Below are 26,429 nucleotides of genomic sequence, written 5' to 3'. Positions count from 1 at the left end.
AGAAGAATTAAGGGGAAAAATACAATAAAACTTGTTATACTAGTAAGGATAACTTTATTGGAGTGAATGGGATGGACAATCAATCACTAACCATTAGTGAAGTATTACGTTTTGCAAATCATGACTATGTGAATCAACTACAACTGATTCGCATGAATTTAGATTTAGGTAAAATTGATGAATCAAAGAAGCTTATCCAGCGCTATTCGGAGCAATTACGCATGCTCTCTATCCTGAATCGACTACAAATGCCACAAACAATTGAATGGTTACAAACAGCAGGATGGCGTTATCCTTCATTAGCCTGGCAGCTAAATGGGGAGATCAATAAGCCAGTAACCAATGATATTGATCAGGCTGTAGTAGATTATTTAAACAAAACAGTTATGCATATTTATGATACATTAGATCCATTTACAGAGCAGGTCTTAACGCTTGATGTACGTGTTGACGATCATACATTTGCCGTGACATTCACGCTAAATGGGTTATGGAGTGCTGATGCCTTCACCGAAAAAGGTTTGACACAATTCGATATTCAAACAGTTGAACAGACAAATAGACGCTGGCAATATGTCTTGAGTGCAAATAGGGAGTGAAATAAATGTTTGTCGATCACGTAAAGATTTATGTAAAAGGTGGCGACGGCGGAGATGGTATGGTAGCCTTTCGCCGTGAAAAATATGTACCAAATGGTGGTCCAGCTGGTGGCGATGGTGGACACGGTGGGAATGTCGTATTTGAGGTAGATGAGGGTTTACGTACATTAATGGACTTCCGCTACAAGCGTCATTTCAAGGCACCACGTGGTGAGCATGGTATGAGTAAAGGGATGCATGGTAAAAATGCGGATGATTTAATTATAAAAGTGCCACCTGGAACAGTTGTGATTAATGAAGAAACAGAAGCCGTTATTGCTGACTTAGTCGAGCATGGGCAAAGAGCTGTCATTGCAAAAGCAGGACGCGGTGGACGGGGAAATTCAAGATTTGCAACACCTGCCAATCCAGCGCCAGAACTTTCTGAAAAAGGTGAGCCAGGACAAGAATTAAATGTTATATTAGAGTTAAAAGTTTTAGCAGATGTAGGGTTAGTTGGTTTCCCAAGTGTTGGTAAATCAACGCTTTTATCTGTTGTTTCTGCTGCTAAGCCAAAAATTGGTGCTTATCATTTTACGACAATTGTACCGAACTTAGGCATGATTGAAACGGATGATCATCGAAGCTTTGCGATGGCAGATTTACCTGGGCTTATTGAGGGAGCACATGAAGGGGTTGGATTAGGTCATCAATTTTTACGACATATTGAACGTACACGTGTTATTGTCCATGTTATTGATATGTCAGGAATGGAAGGCCGCGATCCATATGAAGACTATTTAACGATCAATGCAGAGCTTAAACAATATAATCTTCGTTTAACAGAGCGTCCACAAATCATTGTAGCCAATAAAATGGATATGCCAGATGCAGAGGAAAATTTAGTAACATTCCGCCAAAAGGTTGGAGAGGATGTTCAAATTTTCCCGATCTCTGCTATTTCACGCCAAGGGTTAAAAGAGCTATTGTTTGCGATTGCAGATTTACTTGAGGTAACGCCTGAATTCCCACTATATGATGATATAGAGGAGCAATCAGACGCAACCGTAATGTACAAGCATGAGGCAAAAGGTGAAGCATTCGAAATCACGCGTGATGATGATGGGGCATTTATTATTAGTGGTTATGCTATTGAACGTCTATTTAAAATGACAGACTTTAGCCGTGAGGATGGTGTTCGCCGCTTTGCTCGTCAATTGCGTGCAATGGGCGTGGACGAGGCTCTGCGTGAACGTGGCGCTCAGGATGGCGATACTGTACGTTTACAAGAGTTTGAATTTGAATTTGTCGATTAAGACAGTAGTTTTAGGGGGAAGCGTATGAAGAATGTTGCGAATCAGCGATATTATTTAGTTCGTGAAGATGTTTTAACGGATGCAATGCAAAAAACATTGGAGGCGAAGCACTTATTATCAAGTGGTTCAGTATCCTCCATTTGGGATGCGGTAAAGCAGGTGGATTTATCGCGAAGTGCGTTTTACAAATATCGTGATGCTGTATTTCCGTTTCATTCAATTGTCCAGGAACGCATTTTAACAGTCTTTTTACAGCTTCAAGACAGAAAAGGAACACTTGCCAAGCTTTTAGAAACGGTGACTATGACACATTGTAATGTATTAACCATCCACCAAACAATCCCTATTCAAGGACGTGCCAATGTGACATTGTCACTGGATGTTACAAGCATGACATGTGAGCTGGATGACTTGATTCAACAGTTAAAGCGCTTAGATTTTGTCGAATCAGCGGAAGTCATTAGCTCTGGTGCATTATAATAATTAAAGCATAGTGTTCAGTTCTGTAATGTTTGACAAAAATGACAATGATCGTGTTTATTAATCCAAATGCCTAGGGTGCATTGGAGCAACAATACGATACTAAAGCTCACATAAGGAGCTGTCCCGTAGTGATCACTCATAAGGGACTGCTCCTTATTGTGCCATAAAGGAGGTATTTGCAATGACAAAGCAACAATGGGAAAATCGAATCGCCTATTTAGGACCAGAGGCATCATTTACATACTTAGCAACAAAGGCTACTTTTCCAAATGAATGGCTTGTACCATGTGCAACAATTCCAGAATGTATTGAGGCGGTAGCAGAGGGCAAGGTAGATTTGGCAGTTGTGCCGTTAGAAAATGCTTTAGAAGGCTCTGTACCGCTTACACTAGATTATTTATTCCACGAGGCGACACTGTATGTAACAGGCGAGCTCCTGCTAAAAATCCAGCAGCATTTAATGGTCAATAAAGCACAAAAGGATCATTGGCAGTCCATAAAAGGCGTTTATTCGCATCCACATGCCTTGGCACAATGTCATAAATATTTATTTTACCGTTTTAGCCATGTGCCCTTACACCAAACGACCTCAACAGCAGCCGCAGCAAAATTTGTATCAGAAAATCCACAAGAGTGTATAGCGGCAGTGGGCAATGCAGCAGCAGCCGAAAAATATGGTCTTGAAATCGTAGAGTCTAATATCCATGATTTTCATTTTAACCATACACGTTTCTTTGTACTATCCAAGCAAAATAAGCGATTGCCCCAAGAATTATCGGATGGACAAGCGAAAACAACATGTATGATTACCTTGCCGACGGATCGCTCAGGAGCTTTACATCAGGTATTATCAGTTTTTGCATGGCGTCAGCTGAATTTAAGTAAAATTGAATCACGTCCGTTGAAAACAGGGCTAGGTGACTATTTCTTTATGGTTGATGTATTAGCAGATGAAAAAGAGCCAATGATGCGCGGTGCCATGGAGGAGTTAGCGGCACTAGGCTGTAAGGTCAAGTCGCTCGGTACATATTTTACGTATGTCACTTCAGATAAGGTATAATAACGATAAGGAGGGTTTAGAATGGGCGGGATTATTTTATTTGATGGCGTTTGTAATTTTTGTGATAGCACTGTTCAATTTATTATGAAGCATGATCAAGCTGGCTATTTTCAGTTTGCAGCGTTACAAAGTGATGTCGGCCAAGCACTTCTTACACAGTTCAATATATCCAAAAATATAGATAGCGTTGTACTCATTGAGCATGGCAAAGTGTATATGGAATCTACAGCAGCCTTAAAAATATGTAAAAAATTAGATAAAGTATGGCCGTTCTATTATCTTTTTACTCCTATACCGAGCCGAATGCGTAATGCATTATATAAACTATTCGCTAAACACCGTTATCGTTTATTTGGAAGAAAGCAAGCATGTCTGCTGCCTACACCTGCACAGCGACAACGATTTCTCTCCTAAATATCCATCCGCGTATGAGAAAGTACGATCTGCGGAGAAAGATAAAATACTCACGCTTAAGAACATAAGATTAGCAAAAACACAGTATGACGATATACTCATACTGTGTTTTCTGTTATTAAATACCCTTTTTTTTGTAAAGTTTGCTCAATTAATGTTAACACTTCCACAGAAGGGGCAGCAATTACATGCAGATGAATGCCACCTGTGAGAGCGGACAAGTAATTCGCCTGTGTTGCATTAATGCGCTCGATAAATTGTTTTACCTCATGCCGATTAGAGACCATAATGGAAGCTGTTAGTTCGCCATAGATGGGATGTTCAACAATAACATTTTTAACCGTTCCTCCACAATCAACAATCGTTAGTAATTCATCCTCTGCTTGTTCGGAAGTATGTGAACATGCAAGTGTACGCTCAACTGTATGCTGAAGCTGTTCCTGCTGCATATAAAGATAGCCTTGACTTGTAGCAATAATGGGCTCATTTCTAGCTTTTAATAAAGTCATATCATTGACGATAACTTGTCTCGAAACATTTGCGAATTTAGCCAAATCAGTTCCTGTAATCGGTGTTTTACTTTTTTTTAATTGCGCTAGTAGTTGCAGTCGGCGTTCTTCGCCTAACATTTTTTTCACAAGAGGTCACCTCTGCTCGTAATATAGGAAACTGTATTCCTTAAGCAATAGTGTACCATGAAGCATTTCGAACTTGCTGAAATTTTTGTATCCAAATGCAACATTGAACATATGATACGTAGAGAGGAAGGGAGGAAAAAATTGCGTATTCATATTGTTCAAAAGGGAGACACACTGTGGAAGATTGCGAAAGAGTACGGCATTTCGTTTGAAGATTTGAAGCGGCTCAATGTCCATCTTGCCAACCCAGATTATATTGTCCCAGGTATGGAAATTATTTTGCCTGAAAAAATAAATAAAGAGCAGCCGCATCGAGATGCCCATAAAGAAATGCCAAGAAAGGAAACACATGTGCCGAAGGAGACACCTATTACGAAGGAAGCTCCTAAAAAAGAGGTGCAGAAACCGATGCCACCACCGCCACCAATTGTACCACCGCCACCAGCACCGATGCCGATGCCAGAGCCACATATGATACCGATACCCATACCAATGCCAATGCCGATGCCTCAACAGCCGATGTGGGTACCGCAGCCTGTTGAAATGAATTGGCATCAACAGGTAGTGATGCCGCAAATGGAGCAAAATGTCATGCCGCCTCCTGTGCAAATACAGCCAGCACCGAAGCCAACACCGCCACCACCTGTACCTAAACCACAGCCTACACCACCGCCACCACCAAAGCCACAGCCAGCACCGCCGCCACCGCCTGTGCAGATGATGCCACAAATGCCAGCTGTTCCACATTGTCCGAGCTGCCATCAGCCTGTATATCATCAAATGTGGTGGCCGATGCCGATGCAACCACATGTTGAGCCTTATATGATGCAACAACAGCCAATGCCCTGTGATATGCCAAAGCATAAGATAGGGGGGATGGATGATTTCTTAGAATCTACACCATTTTTCCCGAAACATGAGCCACAAATGCAACCACAATTTGATATGAACATGGGTCAATCCTGTAGCTGCGGTCCACAGTCACCACCAATGATGATGCCTGATATGAATATGGGTCAATCTTGTGGCTGCGGTCCACAGTCACCACCAATGATGATGCCTGATATGAATATGGGTCAATCTTGTGGCTGCGGTCCACAATCACCACCAATGATGATGCCTGATATGAATATGGGTCAATCTTGTGGCTGTGGTTCACAACCAGCAATGATGCCTACTTGGTATATGGATCCTAGTCACTGTCCGCCGCCTCCATGCCCGTCAGGTGGCCCTTGGATGCCACCGCATTATTTCCCAGGCGGGATGACGCCTTATCGATGGTAAAAAAGCGTATATTGTTGAAGAGGTAAAGCCGAATATTTGGAAATATAAATATCAATCAAAGACTTATTTTGTTAAACGGGCAAAGCAAGTAGAAATTGCGGAGAAGGTCAGGTCTATTCATCGCCAGCTAGGATGTATGGAGCCTTCTCTTATTTTACCAATCGTGCAAAGCGATGATGAGCAATTAATTGTGCAAGCATGGCAAGAGGGAAGTCATGGTGCAAACTTTGCTTATGCAAAAGATCGTAAGGAATCTTTAAAGCTCTTAATAGCTTTACATGATACACATAAAAAAATTGCCTGGCAACGTGTGCCTGGCTTGCATACCTACTCGCAGCTTTTAAAATGGCAAATGCGTTATATGCGTTTTAAAAGTAGGAGAAATGACTTTCGTGCTTTTTTAACAGGAGAAGAAATCGATCAAATTTTACATTATAGTGATCAGTCGCTACAGCTAATATCGATGGAGGATACACCTGAAAAAGACATTACGCTTTTACATGGAGATGTTGTTCATCATAATTTTCTATGGTGCTCTGATGGACAATTACGCTTAATTGATTTTGATTTAGCACATCTTGGAGAAGCGGATGATGAGTATATTTTATGGCTACATCGTGTATTGCCAGCTGTTGACTATGACCTTGGCAAGATATTTGCAGAGTTGCCTGAGCTGAAGCGCTTAGATAAAAGAAAGCTTCATCGCTTGAAATATCCAAATGAGCTTTTGCGTGAGTGGCTGTTTGCGGTGGACTTACCGCTGGAGCAGCAGCTAGTATTTTTAGATTATTTAGTGCCATTTACAAAACGAGCCCTCACCTATTGGCCAAAATTGTGGTACGATATTGATAGATTTGTGAAAAAATGACCGTCATTTGGCGGTCATTTTTGTCTGTGCACAGCACTTTTTACTTTTTGTCGAGCATTCGTTCGCTCTATGCTATAATCGAAGACGATGATTGTGAGGGATTGTAGATGTATGATTATTTAAAAGGACAAATTACTCGTGTTACACCTGAATATATTGTACTTGAACAACAGGGCATTGGCTGGCAACTTAATACGCCCAATCCATTTGCCTTTCGGCTATCGGCACTTGAACAACAAATTTATGTCCATTTGCATGTACGTGAGGATGCACAAGTATTATATGGTTTTCCAAATTTAGATCAACGTGAGCTCTTCCGTAAGCTTATTTTAGTATCAGGTATAGGGCCAAAGGGGGCGCTAGCTATTTTAGCTACTGGCAATCCGCAGCAGGTGATTAGTGCCATTGAGCGTGAGGATGAAACGTTTTTAGTGAAGTTTCCAGGCGTCGGGAAAAAAACAGCGCGCCAAATGATCCTCGATTTAAAAGGCAAGCTAGGCGCTTTATTAGAAACATTAGAGTTGCCAAGTACGGAAGAGGAGCTGCCATTGTTTGGTGTCCATCCGAATAAACATGAGCTAGAGGAAGCAATACTGGCATTAATGGCACTTGGGTATTCTGAAAAAGAGCTTGAAAAAATTCGTCCGCAGCTTGAGGATAATGATAAGCTTGACACAACCGATGCGTATATGAAACAGGCGTTACAGCTACTATTAAAATTAAAGTAAGGAAAGGAGAGGAGAGGCATGTCTGAACGGATAATGGCTGGTGAAGCAGGAAGCTATGATGAGCAGTTCGAATTATCATTACGTCCACAACGGCTATCACAATATATTGGGCAGCATAAAGTAAAGGAAAATTTGCAGATATTTATTGAAGCCGCAAAGCTTCGTCAGGAAAGTTTAGATCATGTGCTGCTATATGGACCTCCAGGGCTTGGTAAAACAACGTTAGCTGCTGTTATTGCAAATGAGATGAATGTTAATGTCCGTATGACAAGTGGACCTGCGATTGAGCGTCCAGGAGATTTAGCAGCTATTTTAAGTTCACTAGAGCCTGGGGACGTTTTATTTATTGATGAAATTCATCGACTCCCTCGTGCTATTGAAGAAGTTTTATATCCAGCAATGGAAGACTTCTGTTTAGATATTGTCGTGGGCAAGGGGCCTGAAGCACGTTCTGTTCGCCTTGATTTACCTCCCTTTACCCTTGTAGGTGCTACAACCAGAGCTGGTGCCTTATCAGCTCCTTTACGGGATCGTTTCGGTGTATTGCTACGCCTCGAATATTACGATGATCGTTCACTAGCTGAAATTGTTGTACGTAGTGCGCATTTATTTGATGTGGAAATTGAACCAGTTGCGGCAATGGAAATGGCAAGACGCTCGCGTGGCACACCGCGCATTGCTAATCGTCTATTAAAGCGAGTGCGAGATTATGCACAAGTGCTTGGAGATGGTATGATAACGGAGGGTCTTGCGAAGCAGGCATTAGAGCTATTACAAGTCGATCCTAGAGGGCTTGATCATATTGACCATAAGCTTGTATCCAATATGATTGAACGCTTTCGAGGAGGTCCTGTGGGCTTAGATACGCTTGCTGCATCAATTGGTGAGGAGCGAGTGACGATAGAGGATGTATACGAGCCTTATTTAATGCAAATAGGCCTTATCCAGCGTACACCAAGAGGAAGAGTAGCAACGCAGTTAGCCTACGAACATTTTGGATACGAATATCCCCAACAAACATAAAAAAGGAAGTTTTTTTCATGCGTGTAGAAGATTTTGATTTTGCATTACCAGAGGAACTTATTGCCCAAACGCCATTAGTGGATCGTACAGCGAGTCGATTAATGGTTGTAACACCTAACTCCCATAAAGTAGAGCATCACCACTTTACTCATATTGTAGAGGAGCTACAGGCTGGTGATTGTCTTGTATTAAACGATACAAAAGTATTACCAGCACGTTTAATGGGTGTGAAAGAGGAGACAGGGGCCCATATAGAAGTATTACTATTAAAGCAATTAGCTGGTACAGATGAATGGGAAACACTTGTTAAACCAGCAAAGCGCGTTAAAGTAGGAACCGTTATTACATTTGGTGATGGTTTATTAACGGCTACATGTACAGGTGAGCTTGAGCATGGTGGACGTACATTTGAATTTCATTACGATGGCATCTTTTATGAAATATTAGAGCAGCTTGGTGAAATGCCCTTGCCTCCGTATATTCGTGAAAAACTAGAGGATAAGGATCGCTATCAAACAGTCTATGCCAAAGAGCGTGGCTCAGCCGCAGCACCAACAGCAGGCTTGCATTTTACAGAGCAATTGCTAGCGCAAGCAAAGGCAAAAGGAGTAGAAGTTGTCTTTATTACATTACATGTGGGGCTGGGCACTTTCCGTCCTGTTAGTGTTGATTCGATTGAAAATCATGAAATGCATGCCGAATTTTATAGTGTAACGGAGGAAGCTGCAGCTACAATTAATCGAGTAAAACGAGATGGTGGCAAGGTGATTGCTGTTGGGACAACCTCTACACGGACATTAGAAACCATTGGCTCTAAATATAATGGTGAGGTACGAGCAGAGCAGGGCTGGACATCTATTTTTATTTATCCAGGCTATCACTTTACGGTAGTGGATGGTCTAATTACAAACTTCCATCTACCAAAATCAACTCTTGTGATGCTTGTTAGTACATTAGCTACAAGAGAAACAATTTTAAGTGCCTATCAGCAAGCGGTAGAGGAAAAATATCGCTTCTTTAGCTTTGGGGATGCCATGTTTATTCGTCCAAAGCGTTAATGTAGGTGCATTTTCCAGGCTGCCTGTCCCTCACTTAAACATCTTAGCTTTTGAAGTGAGGTTCTTACAGCCTTTTAATACGGAATAAAATCGGAGTACTGTTTTTACTTTAGATAAGAGAGGATTTTTTAGTTTATGACACAACCAGCAATTCGATATGAGCTACTTCATACTTGTAAACAAACAGGAGCGCGTCTTGGCATCGTGCATACACCACATGGCTCCTTTGAAACACCTGCGTTTATGCCAGTAGGTACACAGGCCACGGTGAAAACAATGTCACCAGAGGAATTAAAGGAAATGAATGCAGGTATTATTTTATCCAATACGTACCATTTATGGCTTCGACCAGGTAATGATATTGTCAAGGAAGCAGGTGGACTGCATAAATTTATGAATTGGGATCGCCCAATTTTAACCGATTCAGGTGGTTTCCAGGTGTTCTCGCTTAGTCAATTCCGTAAAATTGAAGAAGAAGGCGTTCACTTCCGCAATCATCTAAACGGTGATAAATTATTTTTAAGCCCAGAAAAGGCCATGGAAATTCAAAATGATTTAGGCTCTGATATTATGATGGCTTTTGATGAATGCCCACCCTATCCTGCAACATATGACTATATGCTGCAATCCGTAGATCGTACAACACGCTGGGCAAAACGCTGTAAGGAAGCACATCAGCGACCAGAGGAGCAAGGCCTATTTGGGATTATCCAAGGCGGTGAATATGAGGACTTACGTCGTCGTTCTGCTGAAGCATTAGTAGAGTTAGATTTCCCAGGGTATGCAATTGGCGGGCTATCAGTTGGTGAGCCTAAAGATGTGATGAATCGTGTGTTAGAATTTACAACACCAATGATGCCTGTGAATAAACCTCGCTATTTAATGGGGGTTGGCTCACCGGATTCATTAATTGATGGGGCTATTCGTGGGATTGATATGTTTGACTGTGTTCTACCAACACGTATTGCACGCAACGGTACATTAATGACATCAGAAGGACGCCTTGTGGTGAAAAATGCTAAATATGCACGTGATTTTGGGCCACTTGATCCAAATTGTGATTGTTATACATGTAAAAACTATTCACGCGCCTATATTCGTCATTTAATTCGCACAGAAGAAACATTTGGTATTCGTTTAACAACGTATCACAATCTCCATTTCCTATTAAAGCTAATGGAGCAAGTGCGGGAGGCAATACGCCAGGATCGTCTTGGTGATTTCCGCGAAGAATTTTTCGAGAAATATGGCTTTAATGGACCAAATGCGAAAAACTTTTAATATGATGATCGATGAATAAAACGATTATTATTATATTTTCTGTAAGAAGTAAGCGTTTGGAGCAGTAATAGGGAATTTTGCTAGAGGCTAAAGCTATAAAAGACTCTGTTAGTTAATGGAATGAAAATAAAAGTTTGAGTGTTGGCGTAGTGTGAGATTTTAGGTAGAAACATACAAAACTTTGTAAAAAGTGAATATTTCTAGCAAAATATTGTCAATCATAGAAAAAATATTAGTAATAGAGAAAATTTTTGGACTTGTCCATCGCTTTTTATCAGTGGAATAGTCTATACTAAAAAAGTGATATTTGGAAAGGGGGCAAGAAGTATTATGGATCAACTATTAGGGCTAGCACCAATACTATTAATGTTCGTTGCTATGTGGTTTATCTTAATTCGTCCAGCTAAAAAAAGACAGCAGGAAACGCAAAATATGCAAAGTAGTTTGCAGCGTGGAGATAAGGTCATTACAATCGGTGGTCTACATGGTGTGATTGATGCAATTGAGGACACGGCAGTGACATTAAAAATCGCTGAAAATGTGCGTGTGAAGTTTGATCGTCAAGCAATTGGACGTATAGTAAACGATGATAGCGTGAAGTAAATAAAGAAAAAGACTTACAGTGGGCAAACGCTTGATTGTAAGTCTTTTTTTACGTGTTAATAGTATCCCTACAAGTAGTGTACGTAGCTAGTGTATGCGAACAATACTTATATTTTGTGATGCCGTTTTGTATAAAAAACAATTAGGAAGGTCACCTTGATAATATGGGGGTGTTTAAATGGAAGAATATTTCCATATTATTTTTAGAACATGTTTTTTATACGTTTTTATTATCATTGTTTTTCGCTTAATGGGTAAACGAGAAGTAGGTGAATTATCTGTTATTGATTTGGTTGTCTTTGTATTAATTGCAGAAGTAGCTGCATTTGCCCTAGATGATTATAAAAATCCTTTGTTGAATGCTATATTACCCATTATTATTTTGTTAGTGATTCAAATAATAAGTGCCTATTTATCCTTAAAGTTCAAGAAAGTCCGTGATTTAGTGGATGGTGATCCAGCATTATTAGTAAAAGACGGTGTGATTTTAGAGAGTGAAATGCGTAAGCATCGCTATAATTTAGACGATTTATGTCAGCAACTACGGGAAAATGGTATTGCATCTGTCACAGATGTTGCATTTGCTTATTTAGAGCCTTCTGGTAATCTTTCTGTTTATAAAAATGATGAAAAATCTTTTATTTACCCATTAATTATTGATGGTGATATTCAAGAAAGGCACTTAGCTACTATGCATAAGGATGTGGAATGGTTAATGGCTGAGCTGGCTAAAAATAATATTACAGATAGCAATACTGTATTTTTTTGTATTTGGGAGGACAATCGACTGCATATTCAATTGAAAGAAACTTAAACTTTTTTTGCTAATTTACGGATATAGCGGAAATCTTTTATACGTAGCTGATTGGTAAATAATAAAAATGTAAATAGTAAAAATAATGTCACACTGCTACTTAATATAAAGGGTAGTGATAGCATTGGGAGTAAAAAATACTGAGCTACACAAACGGCAATAAAGCAACTATAAGGGACAACAAACATTCGAAAGCCTGCTCGTAAATTTTTTCGTTGTCTTACAGTGGCGATATGCAAGAAGGATGTAAGCAAGACACCAAAGCCAATTGCTACAACAGCCCCTTTTTCCTGTATACCAGGCTGAGAGGCTAGTACAAACATCACAAATAATTTACCTAGTCCGCCATAGATAGAATTCATCATAGCTGCCCGTGCCTCCCCTATCGCTTGTAAGATAGAGTGCAATGGACTTTGAATATAATAAAAATAAAAAATAGGTGCTAAAATTTTCACATAGCCGCGATTTTCTTCTAAATGGAAAAGCTTCATGGCTAATTCATCACCATGCACAAAAAAGTATGTAGCGGCGACGCAGCCCACTAAAGAAGATAAGCGTAGGGAAACAGAGATGCGCTCCTGTAACAATGGTGTGTGCTGGCGAGCAACCGCATCACTAACAGCTGGAATAAGCACAATAGACAGAGCTGTCGATACAAACGCAGGAAATAATAGCAATGGCACTAAAACACCTGAAATAACACCATATAAGATGGTAGCAGCAGATGCTGTTAAGCCAGCCATTGTTAAGGCTTTTAAAAAGATAATTGGCTCTAAAAACCAAGTGAACGATCCAAATAGTTTACTACCTGCTGATGGCAGGGCAATACGTAACATAGGTGATGATGGATAACCTTCAACCTTCGTTTTACGTGCTAGTAATTTCTTCTTTGAGATAATATAATGCAGCCCTAAATAGAGGAATGCAACGACTTCTGCAAGAAGCGTAATACCCATTGCAGCCGCAGCAGTTACAGCCGCATTATTATAATTTGCCACATAAGGAAGCATCAGTGTAATAAAGCTAATACGCACCACTTGCTCAATCATTTGTGCCCAAGCTGTTGGTGTAATTTTCGCTACACCTTGTAAATAAGCGCGTAATAAACCCGAGCCAACAGACACAGGTACAGCAAAAAGGGCAATCCATAGTGTAAATGTGGTATGTTCATTATGTAAAAGTGTTGTTGAAATATATGGTATTGTTAGTGCTACAAGGGGCATAAAAATGACCATGCCAATCAATGACCAAACAATGGCTGTACGCATAACCCCAAAGATGCTATCACGTTTATTTTTTGCTAGTAACTCAGCAACAATTTTTGCCACAGCAATTGGTAGCCCTAGTTGAATAAGGGAAATAAAGAAAATAAATGCTGGATAGACGGTCATATAAATGCCGACAGCTTCCTCACCAGCGATCCGCATAAACTGCATTCTATAAAAGAAGCCAAAAAGTTTCGATAAAAAAATAACAAACATTAAAAATAACGTACCTCGTACAAAAGAACTCATGCCATCCGTCCCTTCTCAAGCCGCAAAAATTCATTTACACTATTTGTATGCAAGCATGTCTTACGTTACGACTTTGATTGGAGATGATTCAAAATGAGTGTGCAGCATCAGCAACTATTTGAAAAAATTCGTCCGGCAATTGATAGTAAGATAGCAGAGTTCAAGTATTATCAATATGATGCGATTACGGCTGAAGAGCTTTGGCGCTATTGTGTGGAGAAAAAATGGCGTAAAAAAAATGTAGAGCAGCTACGTTTACACGAGGTCATCGCTACCGTTTTTGCGGTCTCACCATCGGATATTGTATCATTTAATCAAGTAGAATTTTTACAAAGTGATAACTGGTTTGAAGAAGTGAATACAGAAGAATTAAAAATGCTGCTTGGTCCAGTCAAAATATTATAACGAAAGTGTTAAATTTTTCAAAAAGTTAAAGAATCCTAATGTGTTGAATTGACACCAAGCGCAACCTGTTTCATAATAAGTGTGTTGCGCTTTTTTTATCCCGTATTACCAGACTGAAAGACCCCACTACAAAATGTTTAAATAGGGGACAGGCAGCCAGTAAAAAAACTGATTGATGAAACTATCGATTGGGAGGGATGAAGAAAACTCCCACTGATTGAAGGTTCACTTTATTTTGCATAAGTTTTTACTTACATAAATCTTCTGCATACTTAATGATTTGAATGTAGAAGGTGAGTACCTAATAATACAAAGATAAACTTGCGCGTTATGAACGATTGAAATAAGTAAAGCAACCTTTTTGAAGCACAGGTAACATGATTCTAAAGGAAAAGGAGGATAAGGTGTTTCGAAAGGTATTGCTAGTTACTTGTTTGGCGTGTAAGGGGATTGCCCTTACACCAATTCGAGGAGGATTTATTGATGAAACTAAAAAGTCGTATAGTGGCATTCGTACTGATTTTGGTGCTTTTTGCAGCAGGAATTGGCACGACTGTAAACGGCGTCTTAAAGGACATTAAGCTTGGTCTTGACTTACAAGGCGGCTTTGAAGTGCTTTATGAGGTAAAAGAATTAAAAGAAGGACAAAAAATTACACCAGAAATTGTCACAGCCACGGCAACAGCTCTTGGCAACCGTGTTAATGCGATTGGGGTAAGTGAACCAAGCATTCAGGTTGAGGGAGAAAACCGAATTCGGGTGCAATTAGCAGGTGTTGAGGATCAGGAATCGGCACGTAAATTATTATCTACTTCTGCAAATTTAACATTCCGTGATGTGGATGATAATTTACTATTAGATGGAGATGATCTAAAGGAAAATGGAGCAACTGACTCCTTTGACCAACAAAATCGTCCAATTGTATCACTAAAATTAAAAGATGCGGAAAAATTTGCTGATATAACAAGTAAAATTGCAGCGAAACCCGCTGGCCAAAATTTAATGGTTGTCTGGTTAGACTTTGAGGAAGGTGTGGATTCCTATAAAGCAGAATCCCAAAAAGCGAAGCCTCGCTATGCATCGGCAGCAACGGTTAACCAAACATTAAATACAACAGATGTAATGATTAGTGGTAGCTTTACTGTTGAAGAAACAAAAAATTTAGCAGGTATTTTAAATGCAGGAGCATTACCTGTTAAATTGGATGAAATTTATTCAACGTCTGTAGGTGCACAGTTTGGTACAGATGCCTTAAATGATACAATCTTTGCAGGTATTGTGGGCGTAGTGATTATTTTCTTATTTATGCTCTTCTACTACCGCTTACCGGGCTTTGTTTCAATTATTACACTCGTTATTTTCACATTCCTAGTATTGGTTATTTTCGATTGGATTAATGCGGTATTAACGCTTCCTGGTATCGCAGCCATTGTACTTGGTATTGGGATGGCAGTTGACGCAAATATTTTAGCGGCAGAGCGTATTCGAGAGGAATTGCGTGTAGGGCATCCTGTTAAAAAAGCCTTCCAGCTTGGCTCTAAGCAATCCTTATCCGCGATTGTTGATGCACAGCTAACAACGTTATTAGCAGCAGCAGTGCTATTTTACTTTGGGACAAGCTCTGTAAAAGGCTTTGCTACAACATTAATTATTAGTATTTTGCTAAGCTTCCTAACAGCGGTATGGGGTTCACGTGTCCTATTAGGGTTGCTTGTAAATAGTGGTTATTTCAATAATCCGGCATGGTTTGGTATTGCTAAATCGAAGCAACATAGCTTGGATGAAAATATTGGTGCACTAGATTTATCAACGAAATTTGATCGATTTGATTTTGTTCACAATCGCAAGAAATTTTATACATTCTCTTTAGCCATTTTAGTGGCTGGTTTAGTTGTTCTTGGTATTTTCCGTCTAAACCTTGGTATTGATTTCTCTAGCGGTACACGTGTTCAAATTGAAGCTGATCAAACGTTAACAAAAGAAGAAGTGGAAAAATATGTGGATAGCATCGATTTCCCTTCTGACGATATTGTACTGTCGGGAGAAAAGAGTAACTCAGCAGTTATACGCTATAAAACCGATTTATCACAAGCTGATATTTTAAAATTCCAAAAAGAAACAACGGAGAAATATGGTCATAACCCTACTATAAGTACTGTATCACCTACAGTTGGTAAGGAACTTGTGAAAAATGCTATTAAAGCATTGTCTCTTGCAGCACTAGGGATCATTATTTATGTGGCGATTCGTTTTGAATGGCGCATGGGGATCGGAGCGATTGTATCGCTTCTGCATGACGTATTCTTAATTGTCGCAGTCTTTAGCTTTATGCGCCTAGAGGTGGATATAACGTTTATTGCGGCTGTGTTAACGATTGTTGGTTACTCCATCAATGATACTATCGTTACATTTGACCGTATGCGTGAAAACCTAGAGCGCTATGATACAATTAATGACCGAGAAGTATTGGCTAATATTGTCAATAAATCATTGCGCCAAACAATGGGACGTTCTGTCAATACAGTATTAACTGTTATTATTGTAGTGGTAGCGTTATTAATTTTTGGCGCACCATCTATTCAAAACTTCTCCATCGCTTTATTGATTGGTTTAATTACAGGTATGTATTCTTCAATCTGTATTGCAGCTCAAATTTGGTATTCATTAAAAATACGTGAAATGAAAAAATCAAATGGACAGCTACAGAAAAAAGAGAAAAAACAATGGGGTACAGATGAGCCTGTTGTGTAAAGAATGTTAAAAAGGGTTTGTCCAAAAGGTTGCTTCTATGATCATCACTATAGAAGCAAGCTTGTCTAGTATATTCCCATTAATAATAGAAGAAGGCTGTGCAAAAGTGAAAATCTTTTTGCACAGCCCTTTTTCATTTTAATGGGTGAGTGTAATGATTGTATTTCCTATTTCAATGAGTAAAAGCAGGAATATTGTATTTCATAAATTCTTTATTTAAAATAAAAATCATTACGTTTTGTAGAAAGAAGGGTTTTTTTGTACATATTAATTGTTCTAGGGATAATCGCGGGCATGATGATTCCGATGCAGACAGCCGTGAACAATCGTTTAAATTTGTTTACGAAGTCTGTATTTACGACGTCATTTTATTCTTTTTTAACGGGAGCTATCTTGCTGTTGATAGCTAATCTCCTAATAGATCCTAGTAAGTTTACATTATCTTTCTTTGCAACTCAATCCTTCTCGTATGTGTGGGTGACGGGTGGTGCACTAGGGGTTATTTTTCTTACGGGGAATATTATTTTATTACCAAAACTCGGTGCAGCCCTAACGGTAATTATTACCGTCACTGGACAGATGGTGATTGGTATAATGATTGATACATTTGGATGGTTTGGTGTAGAAGCAAAACCATTACATGTTTTACATATCGTTGGGGTTCTCCTTTTGATAAGCGGGATTATTTATATGAATGCGAAGAAAAATCCAAGTGTTTCTCAAAGTTCTTCTCGATTATGGCTATTATTTGGGTTATGTACAGGTATGATGCCTCCCGTGCAAACAGCGATCAACAGTGCGCTTCGATATAAGGTAGATTCTTTTTTATATGCTGCCTTTATTTCATTTACAGTCGGTACGATTATTTTATTGATTCTAGCAATGATCATTAATAAGGGAATCAAGTTGCTATTTTATACCGATAACTTGCAATTAAAGCCTTGGCATTTTATAGGTGGTTTATTAGGCGCTATTTATATTGCAACAAATATCATTTTAATGCCTCATTTAGGTGTGACATTGACGTTGATGACTGCTATGTTGGGGCAAATTTTAATGGGACTTTTCATTGATCACTTCGGCATGATGGGCTTGCCTAAATATCCAATTGATCAGAGGAGAGTAATTGCTGTCATTATAATAATTTGTGGCATTGCGTTGTTAAAATTCTTTTAGCCATTTCCACTTAGCAAAAAATCTGCTAGCTTTTAAAAAACTAGCAGATTTTTTTATCTATAACTTAAATTGCTGTAGTAAAGCTTGTAGCTGTTGGGCATTTCTGCTTAATTCCTCAGCAACCGTATTCACTTGTTGCATGGTGGCAACCTGCTCGTCCACAGCGTCTACAATGATTTGTGAGTTACTGGCTGAGTGATTGGAGACATTGGCGATTTCTGTGACAGAGGCTGCAACTTGTTCGGCGCTTGCAGAGATTTCCTCAGATATGGCAGAGATTTCTTCAATTTGCTCGGTAAATGTTGTGACCGCCGATGTAATTGCATAGAACGCATCGCCTGCTTCATGAATTTTGGCAACACCATCCTGTACAGAAGCTAAGCCATTATCCACAGCGGTTGCTACATTTTCTGTATCTACAAGAATTTCCTTTGTAATCGCAACTATTTGACTAGCTGATTGATTGGATTCCTCAGCAAGTTTACGTACTTCATCAGCCACCACCGCAAAGCCTTTACCATGCTCTCCCGCTCTTGCTGCTTCAATTGCTGCATTAAGCGCGAGTAAGTTTGTTTGTGCTGAAATGGCTGTGATCACGGCTGTAATTTGTTCAATTTCTTTTGATTGCTTCGTTAACTTATGGGTTAATGTAGCAACTTCAGAGGTAGCCGTTGAGATCGTATCCATTTGTTGTTGTGCTGTTAAAATAGTTGTGCCACCTGTCTGGGCAAGCTGTGTCATACTCGTAGCGTTATGGTGTAAGCTTTGTGTAGCTTCAGCTATACGTTGGACACCAGTGGCTGTTTCATCCATTGCGATAGCACTTTGTTGTGAGCTACTAGCAGATGAAGTAATATAGGTAACATTCTCTTGAATTCGCTGTGCAATATCATCGGAAGCCGTTGTTACCTCTTCTGTACTGGCAGAAAGTTCCTCTGAAACCGCTGATAGATGTGAGGCACTATCTTGAATATTGGTGATTAATCCTGCTAAATTTTGTTTTAATGTATTGATGGCACCTGCTAGTGTACCAATTTCATCCTTTGAGTGATGATCAAGCTGGGCAATGGATAAATCCCCTTGCGCTAAAGTATCCGCTGCACCTATCACCTGGCGTAATGGCTGAACAATGGATTTTCTCACAAATCGTATAAAATACAGCCCAATAACAATGCTGGCAATCAGTAAACTAATAGAAATTATAAGAGCGCGTGAAACGGTTTGATTTACTTTCTGATCTGTTTTTTGAAGTGCCTCCTGCTGATAATTTAATAAATCAGCTGTTAACGCAAAAATTTCTTTATTATAATGTGTTACATCTTCATTAATGTGGGTGAGGGCTAAATCTGTCTGACCATTCTCAAATGCTTGGCGTGCTTTTGTTGAATGAGTGAGCAGCTCGTTTTGCAGCTCTGTTATTTGCTGCATAATATTTTTTGTATAATCAGAGCGTACAATCGCAGAAAGCTCCTCAACTGTTTCGGGTAACTGCTTTTCATAACGCTCTAAATTTTCTTTAGCGGTTGCATCCTTTCTATTTAAAATGTAGGATCGTAAAAATAGACCTTGAGAGGCAAGCTGCTGTCGTATTTTCTCTGTTAATTCGATTTGAACGATGCGATGATTAAGTACTTCCTCTAAATCATTTTGTGTAGCTTTGAATTGAAGAAAGGACACAATACTGGCAATAAACAAGAGACCTATTAAGAAAATAAAACCTAGATTTAGTTTTTTACGAATGGACATATTGACTCCCACTTTCTTTGATTGTATGGAAAATTTGATGATGTTTGCCAGAGGTTTGATTGTTGTTCGACAGACATATATAACTACTGAATAGAGCATTTCGCCATAAACCAACATACATATTCTGAGGTTACTATAACTTGATATTTTTACTTGGTCAATACTGTAGAAACAAGGCGTTTATTTTCTTTTTGGACCTATAGATTTTAACTTTTTCTTCAGAATTTATTGACAATTATAAAGGTTTGACATAGAATTAAGGCTAACTTTTTGTTCGGTCAAGGTAGAAGGCCTCGGGAGCGAGGTCAGCCTAAGAACAGATGAGCTGAGTTTAGATGAGAATAGCTAAAAAATTGTTGAATAAGAATAGTAACGTAAGTGTACAATTTAGAGAGTCAGTGGTTGGTGTGAACTGATTTGTAGCTTATGTGAATGGACTTATGAGAGTCGCTCCTAAAAAGCGAACGGGATTTCCTACGTTATAGGGAAGCTTGATTTATATGGCTAAAGGTCATTATAGAGCAGGCATAAAGGTGGGAGCATTATGCTCTAACATGAGGTGGCAACGCGGTCATAATCGTCCTCTGCAATTAGGAACAGTCCTTTTTGCAGGGGCTTTTTTTATCTTGGAAAGCAGGTACAGAAGACTTCCACCTCGGCAGAGCGATACTATTCAGCGGGAGTCCATGCACCTGCTGAAGCAATAGAAAGCCTCAGCAGATGTCACAGATTTTGAAAAGGAGTTTGATGGTTATGCAAACAACGAGTCCAAGAACAAAAATGAAAAGACTAAATGGTGATTCTTTAACACCTATTTTAATTTTTAGACGTTTACAGGGGAAACATAAATTTTTGCTTGAGAGTTCAGCACAGCACGAGGAAGCAGGAAGATTTTCGTTTATTGGAGCAAATCCAAGAAAAACATATAAAGGAACTGGTCAGCAAATTCAGGAGTATTCTCATAAAACAGGAGCAACGTATACACATAGCGGCGATCTTTTTGTTCTCCTTAAGCGACTAATGCCACGTATATCCAATACAACACAATTTCCATTCTCGGGAGGGGCTGTTGGTTATATCGGGCATGGTAGTACAACAATGTTGGTGGATGATACATTAGCACTTCCTGATGCGTATTTTCATGTCTATGAAACGATTATTGTTTTTGATCATGTAACAGATGAAGTGACATTGATTTATACAAATATTGATGCAGAAAAACAAGAGCCTGATTTAGAGGCATTGGCACAACAATTAGTAAATGGAGATGCCTGTGATGAAGTAGATTGCCATTATCAATTACTTGATACGCCAGTCCATCAGCAATTTACAACAGCTTTTCAAACGATCCAATCTTCATTAAATGAAGAAATAACGAGAATTGTGCTACCAAAGCATTATGTAGCAAATCTTCAAGGAGGTGCTTTTTCTTTATATAGACAGCTACGTAAGAAAAAACCTGCTGCCTATATGTATTATGTTGAATTTGATGATCATATTGTCTTAGGAACTTCCCCTGAAAGCTTTATACAGGTAAAAGGTGAGCGAGTGATTGCTACCCCTACAGAGGGCACATATCCAAGAGGTGCTACCAAAGGTGAAGATTTGGCAAATGAACGGAAATTATCTGAGCATACAGAGGTTAGAAAGTCGCATGCTGTGCTTGTTAGTGCAATGCAGCAAGAGTTGCAGTCTGTTTGTTTCCGAGATTCTGTGCAGGTGATGGATGCGATGCGCATTGTACGGTCCAAGCATGCATTACATATGACAACAAGGATAGAAGGACAGCTTTTACCCATGCTTCATGCTCTTGATGTCCTAGCGGTAACAATGCCACCATTTTCTGTTACAGGAATACCGAAGGAGCAGGCGGCACAGTATTTAGAAAAATGGCCTTATACTGCTGGCATTTTTGGCGGTGCACTCGGCTTTATTGGTTTTAATGGACATTTGGATTTTGCTTTAACAGGGCAGTCCATTGTTGTTAAAAATGAAACGATGCATATGCAGTCAATGATCACAGTAACAAAATATACAGATGTAATCACTGCTTTACAACAAGTGCAAGAGGAAGAACAGACATTTTTGCAGTTGCTTGCTCGTAATGGAGGTCAAAATAAATGAAACATTACCAACAAAAAGTTTTACAAGGTGAACACTTAATGTATGAGGAAATGTTAGAGGCTGCACAATGGATATTTCAAGACGATACTCCAAAAGATGAGATTGCTAGCTTTTTAACGGCTTTATCCAGTAAGGGAGAGACTGCCCATGAAGTAGCAGCATTAGCAGCAATTATGCGCTCATTTGCACGGAAGGTACCTGTTCAAGAAAATGGCTATATGGATAATTGCGGTACGGGTGGGGATGGGCTTCATACATTTAATATCAGCACAGCCTCTGCTTTTGTTTTAGCAGGTGCAGGGGTCAAAATAGCCAAGCATGGGAATCGAAAAATTTCCTCCTCGTCTGGCAGTTCTGATGTTTTAGAAGCGTTAGGGATTCATACGGATATTACAATTGCTCAGACAGTGGAGCTATTGGAAAAGGAAGGAATTGCATTTTTATATGCGCCCAATGTTCATCCCAAATTAAAGCGAATTGGTGAGGTTCGCCGTGCACTTGGCAAACCAACCATTTTTAATCTTGTGGGACCCTTAACAAATCCAGTGCCGTTATCCACACAATTTACAGGGATTAACCGACCGAATTTTGTGATGGAATATGCGTCTGTGCTACAAATGCTTGGACGGGAGCGCGCGATTGTTGTGTCAGGCGCACAAGGGCTGGATGAAGCTTCCTTAGCGGGGCAAAATATATTCGTTTTAGTCGATAAAGGCGATTTAATTCCTTTTTCATTAACAGCAGAGGATATTGGTCTTCCTGTTACGCCATTAGAGGCAATTCGTGGAGGCAATGCAGATGAAAATGCCGTGATTATGAAAAAATTATTAGCTGGTGAGCAAAGTGCTTACTTAGATACAGTGTTATTAAATGCTGGTATTGGATTGTTTGGCTATGGTCAAGCAGAAACTGTTAAAGAAGGCGTTGAGATGGCAAAAGATAGTATTTTTAGTGGGCGAGCATTGCAAAAGCTAGAAGCAGTCGTTACCTACAGCCAGCAAATTAAAGAAGTGGAGGTCAGACAATGAATATCTTAACTAAAATTCTTCAGCAAAAAAAGGTGGAGGTAGGTGCTTTATTGGAGCAACCTGATCCGTTAGCCGATTTTATAGCAAAACCACGTCCCTCCTTATTTGAATCATTGTACAAGACAAATAAACTACAGGTCATTGCAGAAATGAAGCGCGCCTCTCCTTCTAAAGGCTTAATTGCAGAGGGGGCGAATCCAGTTGCGCAAGCACAAATTTATGCACAGGCAGGCGCTGCGGCTATCTCTGTTTTAACAGATAAAGAATTTTTTAAAGGCTCTTTTCAGGATTTAACTGACGTTGCCAACGTCGTAGATACACCGCTATTGTGCAAGGATTTTATGGTAGATAGAGTGCAGATTCGATTTGCCAAGGCAGCAGGTGCATCTATTATTCTCTTAATTGTAGCTGCATTAACGGATGAAGCATTACGTGACTTATATAGCTATGCTACAAGCTTAGGCTTGGAGGTACTTGTAGAAGTGCATGATAAAGAAGAGCTTCAACGTGCGCTTGCAGTAGATGCCAGGTTAATTGGTATCAATAATCGTGATTTACGCACCTTTGAGGTTAGTCTAGCACATACACAAGAAATTGCAGAGATCTTCCCATTTGGTGAGGAGCGTGTGTTAATTAGTGAAAGTGGTATTTGGTCGCAGGAGGATGCGCAGCAGGTGGCAGCGATGGGCGCAAGTGGTGTGCTTGTCGGTGAGGCTTTAATGCGTAGTGGAGATGCAGGCACAGCATTACAGCAATTACAGGTGCTAAAAGAGGAGGCATCTGTATGACAAAGGTGAAAATTTGCGGCTTGCGTGAACCAGAGCATGTTGTGACGGCTATTCAGGCAGGCGCAGATGCCATTGGTTTTGTCTTTGCACCAAGCAAACGCCGTGTATCGATTGAGCAGGCACAGCAGTTGGCGCAGCAAATACCAGAGGGTGTTTTGAAAATTGGTGTATTTGTGAATCCAACGCCCGCTGAATTAAAGGAAGCGGTGGAGCGTGTGCCCTTAGATTATGTGCAATACCACGGGGAGGAAACGCCAGCATTTATTCAGGAGCAGGGCCATCCAGCCATTAAGGCATTGTCAGTACGTGGAAAAGAGGATGTGCAAGCTGCTGCCGCTTATCAGGTGGACTACTATTTATTTGATGCACCTGGTACTGCTTTTAAAGGAGGCAGCGGTCATACCTTTGACTGGACGTTGTTAGAGGAAGTTGGTATTCCACGAGAGAAATTAATATTAGCGGGTGGACTTCATGCTGATAATATTCACGAAGCCATCGCAGGCGTTACACCCTGTATGCTAGATGTATCAAGTGGTGTGGAAACAGATGGGGTAAAGGACTCTACAAAAATACAAGCATTTTTACAAGCAGTAAAGGGGGAGGCACAGCATGTCAATCGCAAATAGTGTACCAACAAAGGAAGGGCGCTTCGGGCAATTTGGCGGGCAGTTTGTACCAGAAACATTAATGACGGCCTTAGTAGAGCTAGAGGCAGCCTACGATGAAGCATTAAATGATCCAGCATTTACAGAGGAGCTTTCCTATTATTTACAGGATTACGTTGGACGAGAAACACCTCTTTATTATGCAGCCAACCTGACAAAGGAGCTTGGCGGTGCAAAAATCTATTTAAAGCGCGAAGATTTAAACCATACAGGTGCGCATAAAATTAACAATGCTATCGGGCAGGCATTGTTGGCAAAACGTATGGGTAAAAAGAAAATTGTGGCTGAAACAGGTGCAGGGCAACACGGTGTGGCAACAGCTACAGCCTGTGCATTACTAAATCTTGAGTGTGTAGTGTTTATGGGCGCAGAAGATATTAAACGCCAGCAGCTAAATGTTTTTCGAATGGAACTGCTTGGCACAAAGGTTCAATCTGTAGAGAGTGGTTCTAAAACATTAAAGGATGCTGTTAATGCGGCGCTACGCTATTGGGTAACAAATGTGGAGGATACTCACTATATTTTAGGCTCTGCATTAGGTCCACATCCATTCCCGAAAATTGTCCGAGATTTTCAGCGCGTTATTGGTGTTGAAACAAGAAAGCAAATTTTAGAGAAGGAAGGACGCCTACCAAATGCAGTTGTTGCCTGTATAGGGGGCGGCAGTAATGCAATTGGTATGTTCCATCCATTTGTTGATGATGAGGAAGTAGCTTTATATGGCGTGGAAGCAGCAGGCGCAGGGCTTGAAACAGGTAAGCATGCGGCAGCGATTGCAGGCGGACAATTAGGCGTGTTACATGGTGCTTATATGTATTTATTGCAGGACGACAATGGCTTTGTCCAGGAGGCGCACTCTATTTCAGCTGGATTAGATTATCCAGGAAAAGGCCCAGAGCATTGTTATTTACACGATATCGGTCGTGCCCAATTTGATGCGATAACAGATGATGAAGCATTAGAGGGCTTGCAATTATTATGTCGAACAGAGGGCATTCTTCCAGCGCTTGAAAGCTCCCATGCCATTGCTTATACAGCAAAGCTGGCGAAAACAATGCCGCAAGATCAGGTAATTGTCGTGTGTTTATCAGGCCGAGGCGATAAGGATGTACATACGGTGCGAGCGGCATTAGGAGGGGATGACAAATGACAACTTTACAACAGGCAATTGAGCAGGCGCAAATCGCAGGACATAAAGCTTTTATACCCTATATTATGGCTGGTGATGGAGGGCTCGAAACTATTCAACCAACGATTTTAAACTTGCAGCAGCTAGGTGTTACAGCTATTGAAGTGGGGATTCCTTTCACAGACCCTGTTGCGGATGGTCCAACGATTGAGCAGGCAGGAGAACGCGCTCTTGCAGCAGGTGTGACCTTGAGAAGGGTGCTGCAAACATTAGCTTCCTTTCGCGAAGATATCAAGGTTCCTCTAGTAGTGATGACCTATTTTAATCCTGTGTTAGCTTATGGCTTAGATAATTTTGCCCAAGCCTGTGTAGCAGCGGGCGTTAAAGGATTAATTGTACCTGATGTGCCTTTAGAGGAAAGCGAGATTTTGCGTGAAGCTTTAAATCCATACGCCATTGACATTGTACAATTGGTATCATTAACAAGCCCGCCAGACCGTATCGCTCGTATCGCGGCTGCCAGCCAAGGCTTTGTCTATGCCGTAACGGTAAACGGCATTACAGGGGCACGTGCTAATTTTGCGGATAATTTAGAGCATCACTTTGCACAGCTGCGTCAGGCAAGTCCAATTCCTGTGCTTGCAGGATTTGGCATCTCTACACCAGAGCAAGTCAAAAGCATGGGCGCATTAGGAGATGGCGTCATCGTCGGCAGTGCCATTGTAACGGCTCTGCATAAAGGGGATATCGCCACAGTGGAAGCACTGATAGCTGCCTCAAAAGATATACGAACAAAGTCTACTCAATAGGAGAGTAGGCTTTTTTTGATGGGGAGGGGGCGTCTTATTAAGGGAGATGGTGGATAGAGAGGGGTGCGATAAAACGAATCTGCCCTATTAAGAGAAACAACCATCCACGCTTTATGAAGAGCATAGATCTATTAATCTAACGAATA

At 40.3% G+C, this 26,429-nt stretch carries 25 protein-coding genes and 1 other annotated feature; of the genes, 22 read left to right on the top strand and 3 right to left on the bottom strand.

Translation table 11 applies throughout. The annotated features are described in order from the left end of the window. The first annotated feature begins 71 nt into the window (after positions 1 to 71). From MHB44_RS15510 to MHB44_RS15490, 5 genes are all read left to right on the top strand, one after another. Positions 72 to 599 carry a Spo0B domain-containing protein gene (locus MHB44_RS15510; protein WP_053996304.1) on the top strand — a complete coding sequence of 176 codons (528 nt, stop codon included), beginning with the start codon at positions 72 to 74 and terminating at the stop codon, positions 597 to 599. A 5-nt stretch (positions 600 to 604) separates the two neighbouring features. Continuing rightward, on the top strand, positions 605 to 1,894 hold the full coding sequence (gene obgE / locus MHB44_RS15505) for a GTPase ObgE (protein WP_053996303.1): 1,290 nt from the start codon (positions 605 to 607) through the stop codon (positions 1,892 to 1,894). A gap of 24 nt (positions 1,895 to 1,918) precedes the next feature. Beyond that, complete coding sequence (locus tag MHB44_RS15500) at positions 1,919 to 2,374, top strand: ACT domain-containing protein (protein WP_053996302.1); 456 nt, start codon at positions 1,919 to 1,921, stop codon at positions 2,372 to 2,374. 184 nt (positions 2,375 to 2,558) lie between these two features. Next, complete coding sequence (gene pheA, locus MHB44_RS15495; RefSeq protein ID WP_053996301.1) at positions 2,559 to 3,437, top strand: prephenate dehydratase; 879 nt, start codon at positions 2,559 to 2,561, stop codon at positions 3,435 to 3,437. Between the two features lie 21 nt (positions 3,438 to 3,458). After that, positions 3,459 to 3,851, top strand: a complete 393-nt coding sequence (locus MHB44_RS15490; protein WP_053996300.1) for a thiol-disulfide oxidoreductase DCC family protein — start codon at positions 3,459 to 3,461, stop codon at positions 3,849 to 3,851. Between the two features lie 98 nt (positions 3,852 to 3,949). Here the strand turns inward: MHB44_RS15490 and MHB44_RS15485 are convergent, their stop codons facing one another. After that, positions 3,950 to 4,489: a transcription repressor NadR gene (locus MHB44_RS15485; protein ID WP_053996299.1), complete on the bottom strand. Its 540-nt coding sequence runs from the start codon at positions 4,487 to 4,489 to the stop codon at positions 3,950 to 3,952. A gap of 141 nt (positions 4,490 to 4,630) precedes the next feature. On the opposite strand from MHB44_RS15485, the gene MHB44_RS15480 reads away from it, so the two are divergent. From MHB44_RS15480 to MHB44_RS15445, 8 genes are all read left to right on the top strand, one after another. After that, positions 4,631 to 5,773 (top strand): LysM domain-containing protein, encoded by a 1,143-nt coding sequence (locus MHB44_RS15480; protein ID WP_337988274.1) that lies wholly within the window; start codon positions 4,631 to 4,633, stop codon positions 5,771 to 5,773. After that, positions 5,763 to 6,641, top strand: a complete 879-nt coding sequence (locus MHB44_RS15475; protein WP_327037044.1) for a phosphotransferase — start codon at positions 5,763 to 5,765, stop codon at positions 6,639 to 6,641. The genes MHB44_RS15480 and MHB44_RS15475 overlap by 11 nt, the downstream gene beginning before the upstream one ends. A gap of 107 nt (positions 6,642 to 6,748) precedes the next feature. Next, positions 6,749 to 7,369 carry a Holliday junction branch migration protein RuvA gene (gene ruvA / locus MHB44_RS15470; RefSeq protein ID WP_341299911.1) on the top strand — a complete coding sequence of 207 codons (621 nt, stop codon included), beginning with the start codon at positions 6,749 to 6,751 and terminating at the stop codon, positions 7,367 to 7,369. A gap of 18 nt (positions 7,370 to 7,387) precedes the next feature. Continuing rightward, positions 7,388 to 8,392: a Holliday junction branch migration DNA helicase RuvB gene (ruvB, locus tag MHB44_RS15465; protein WP_341299910.1), complete on the top strand. Its 1,005-nt coding sequence runs from the start codon at positions 7,388 to 7,390 to the stop codon at positions 8,390 to 8,392. Between the two features lie 17 nt (positions 8,393 to 8,409). Next, positions 8,410 to 9,450: a tRNA preQ1(34) S-adenosylmethionine ribosyltransferase-isomerase QueA gene (queA, locus tag MHB44_RS15460; protein WP_341299909.1), complete on the top strand. Its 1,041-nt coding sequence runs from the start codon at positions 8,410 to 8,412 to the stop codon at positions 9,448 to 9,450. A gap of 135 nt (positions 9,451 to 9,585) precedes the next feature. After that, positions 9,586 to 10,731, top strand: coding sequence for a tRNA guanosine(34) transglycosylase Tgt (tgt, locus tag MHB44_RS15455; RefSeq protein WP_341299908.1), 1,146 nt, complete (start codon positions 9,586 to 9,588; stop codon positions 10,729 to 10,731). Between the two features lie 330 nt (positions 10,732 to 11,061). Then, positions 11,062 to 11,334, top strand: a complete 273-nt coding sequence (yajC, locus tag MHB44_RS15450) for a preprotein translocase subunit YajC (protein ID WP_341299907.1) — start codon at positions 11,062 to 11,064, stop codon at positions 11,332 to 11,334. Positions 11,335 to 11,512: 178 nt separating this feature from the next. Then, positions 11,513 to 12,148 carry a DUF421 domain-containing protein gene (locus MHB44_RS15445; RefSeq protein WP_341299906.1) on the top strand — a complete coding sequence of 212 codons (636 nt, stop codon included), beginning with the start codon at positions 11,513 to 11,515 and terminating at the stop codon, positions 12,146 to 12,148. Here the strand turns inward: MHB44_RS15445 and MHB44_RS15440 are convergent. Continuing rightward, the gene (locus tag MHB44_RS15440; RefSeq protein ID WP_341299905.1) at positions 12,145 to 13,662 is read right to left on the bottom strand and encodes an oligosaccharide flippase family protein; all 1,518 of its coding nucleotides are present in this window, start codon (positions 13,660 to 13,662) and stop codon (positions 12,145 to 12,147) included. The genes MHB44_RS15445 and MHB44_RS15440 overlap by 4 nt on opposite strands. Positions 13,663 to 13,755: 93 nt before the next feature. On the opposite strand from MHB44_RS15440, the gene MHB44_RS15435 reads away from it, so the two are divergent. The 3 genes from MHB44_RS15435 to MHB44_RS15425 all read left to right on the top strand — a co-directional run bounded on the left by MHB44_RS15435 (position 13,756) and on the right by MHB44_RS15425 (position 17,994). Next, complete coding sequence (locus MHB44_RS15435) at positions 13,756 to 14,067, top strand: post-transcriptional regulator (RefSeq protein ID WP_341299904.1); 312 nt, start codon at positions 13,756 to 13,758, stop codon at positions 14,065 to 14,067. A 483-nt stretch (positions 14,068 to 14,550) separates the two neighbouring features. Continuing rightward, complete coding sequence (gene secDF, locus MHB44_RS15430) at positions 14,551 to 16,818, top strand: protein translocase subunit SecDF (protein WP_341299903.1); 2,268 nt, start codon at positions 14,551 to 14,553, stop codon at positions 16,816 to 16,818. Between the two features lie 258 nt (positions 16,819 to 17,076). Further along, complete coding sequence (locus tag MHB44_RS15425) at positions 17,077 to 17,994, top strand: DMT family transporter (protein ID WP_341299902.1); 918 nt, start codon at positions 17,077 to 17,079, stop codon at positions 17,992 to 17,994. Positions 17,995 to 18,051: 57 nt separating this feature from the next. Here the strand turns inward: MHB44_RS15425 and MHB44_RS15420 are convergent, their stop codons facing one another. Beyond that, entirely contained in the window at positions 18,052 to 19,740 is a 1,689-nt protein-coding gene (locus tag MHB44_RS15420) for a methyl-accepting chemotaxis protein (RefSeq protein ID WP_341299901.1), read from the bottom strand. Between the two features lie 347 nt (positions 19,741 to 20,087). Beyond that, positions 20,088 to 20,328, top strand: a binding site (T-box leader). A gap of 165 nt (positions 20,329 to 20,493) precedes the next feature. Between MHB44_RS15420 and MHB44_RS15415 the strand changes: the two genes are divergently transcribed. Genes MHB44_RS15415 through trpA form a run of 6 tightly spaced genes read left to right on the top strand, consistent with a single transcriptional unit; the run spans position 20,494 to position 26,283 of the window. Then, positions 20,494 to 21,864: a chorismate-binding protein gene (locus MHB44_RS15415; protein ID WP_341299900.1), complete on the top strand. Its 1,371-nt coding sequence runs from the start codon at positions 20,494 to 20,496 to the stop codon at positions 21,862 to 21,864. Beyond that, positions 21,861 to 22,892 carry an anthranilate phosphoribosyltransferase gene (trpD, locus tag MHB44_RS15410; protein WP_341299899.1) on the top strand — a complete coding sequence of 344 codons (1,032 nt, stop codon included), beginning with the start codon at positions 21,861 to 21,863 and terminating at the stop codon, positions 22,890 to 22,892. Before MHB44_RS15415 ends, trpD begins: the two co-directional genes overlap by 4 nt. Beyond that, complete coding sequence (trpC, locus tag MHB44_RS15405; protein WP_341299898.1) at positions 22,889 to 23,680, top strand: indole-3-glycerol phosphate synthase TrpC; 792 nt, start codon at positions 22,889 to 22,891, stop codon at positions 23,678 to 23,680. Before trpD ends, trpC begins: the two co-directional genes overlap by 4 nt. Beyond that, positions 23,677 to 24,306 (top strand): phosphoribosylanthranilate isomerase, encoded by a 630-nt coding sequence (locus MHB44_RS15400; protein WP_341299897.1) that lies wholly within the window; start codon positions 23,677 to 23,679, stop codon positions 24,304 to 24,306. The genes trpC and MHB44_RS15400 overlap by 4 nt, the downstream gene beginning before the upstream one ends. Then, positions 24,290 to 25,495 carry a tryptophan synthase subunit beta gene (gene trpB, locus MHB44_RS15395; RefSeq protein WP_341299896.1) on the top strand — a complete coding sequence of 402 codons (1,206 nt, stop codon included), beginning with the start codon at positions 24,290 to 24,292 and terminating at the stop codon, positions 25,493 to 25,495. Before MHB44_RS15400 ends, trpB begins: the two co-directional genes overlap by 17 nt. Next, the gene (gene trpA, locus MHB44_RS15390) at positions 25,492 to 26,283 is read left to right on the top strand and encodes a tryptophan synthase subunit alpha (RefSeq protein ID WP_341299895.1); all 792 of its coding nucleotides are present in this window, start codon (positions 25,492 to 25,494) and stop codon (positions 26,281 to 26,283) included. The genes trpB and trpA overlap by 4 nt, the downstream gene beginning before the upstream one ends. The last annotated feature ends 146 nt before the right edge of the window (positions 26,284 to 26,429 follow it).

The organism is Lysinibacillus sp. FSL H8-0500, from assembly GCF_038051955.1.
Lineage (GTDB): Bacteria > Bacillota > Bacilli > Bacillales_A > Planococcaceae > Lysinibacillus > Lysinibacillus macroides.
This window is presented reverse-complemented; position numbering and strand designations above follow the sequence as displayed.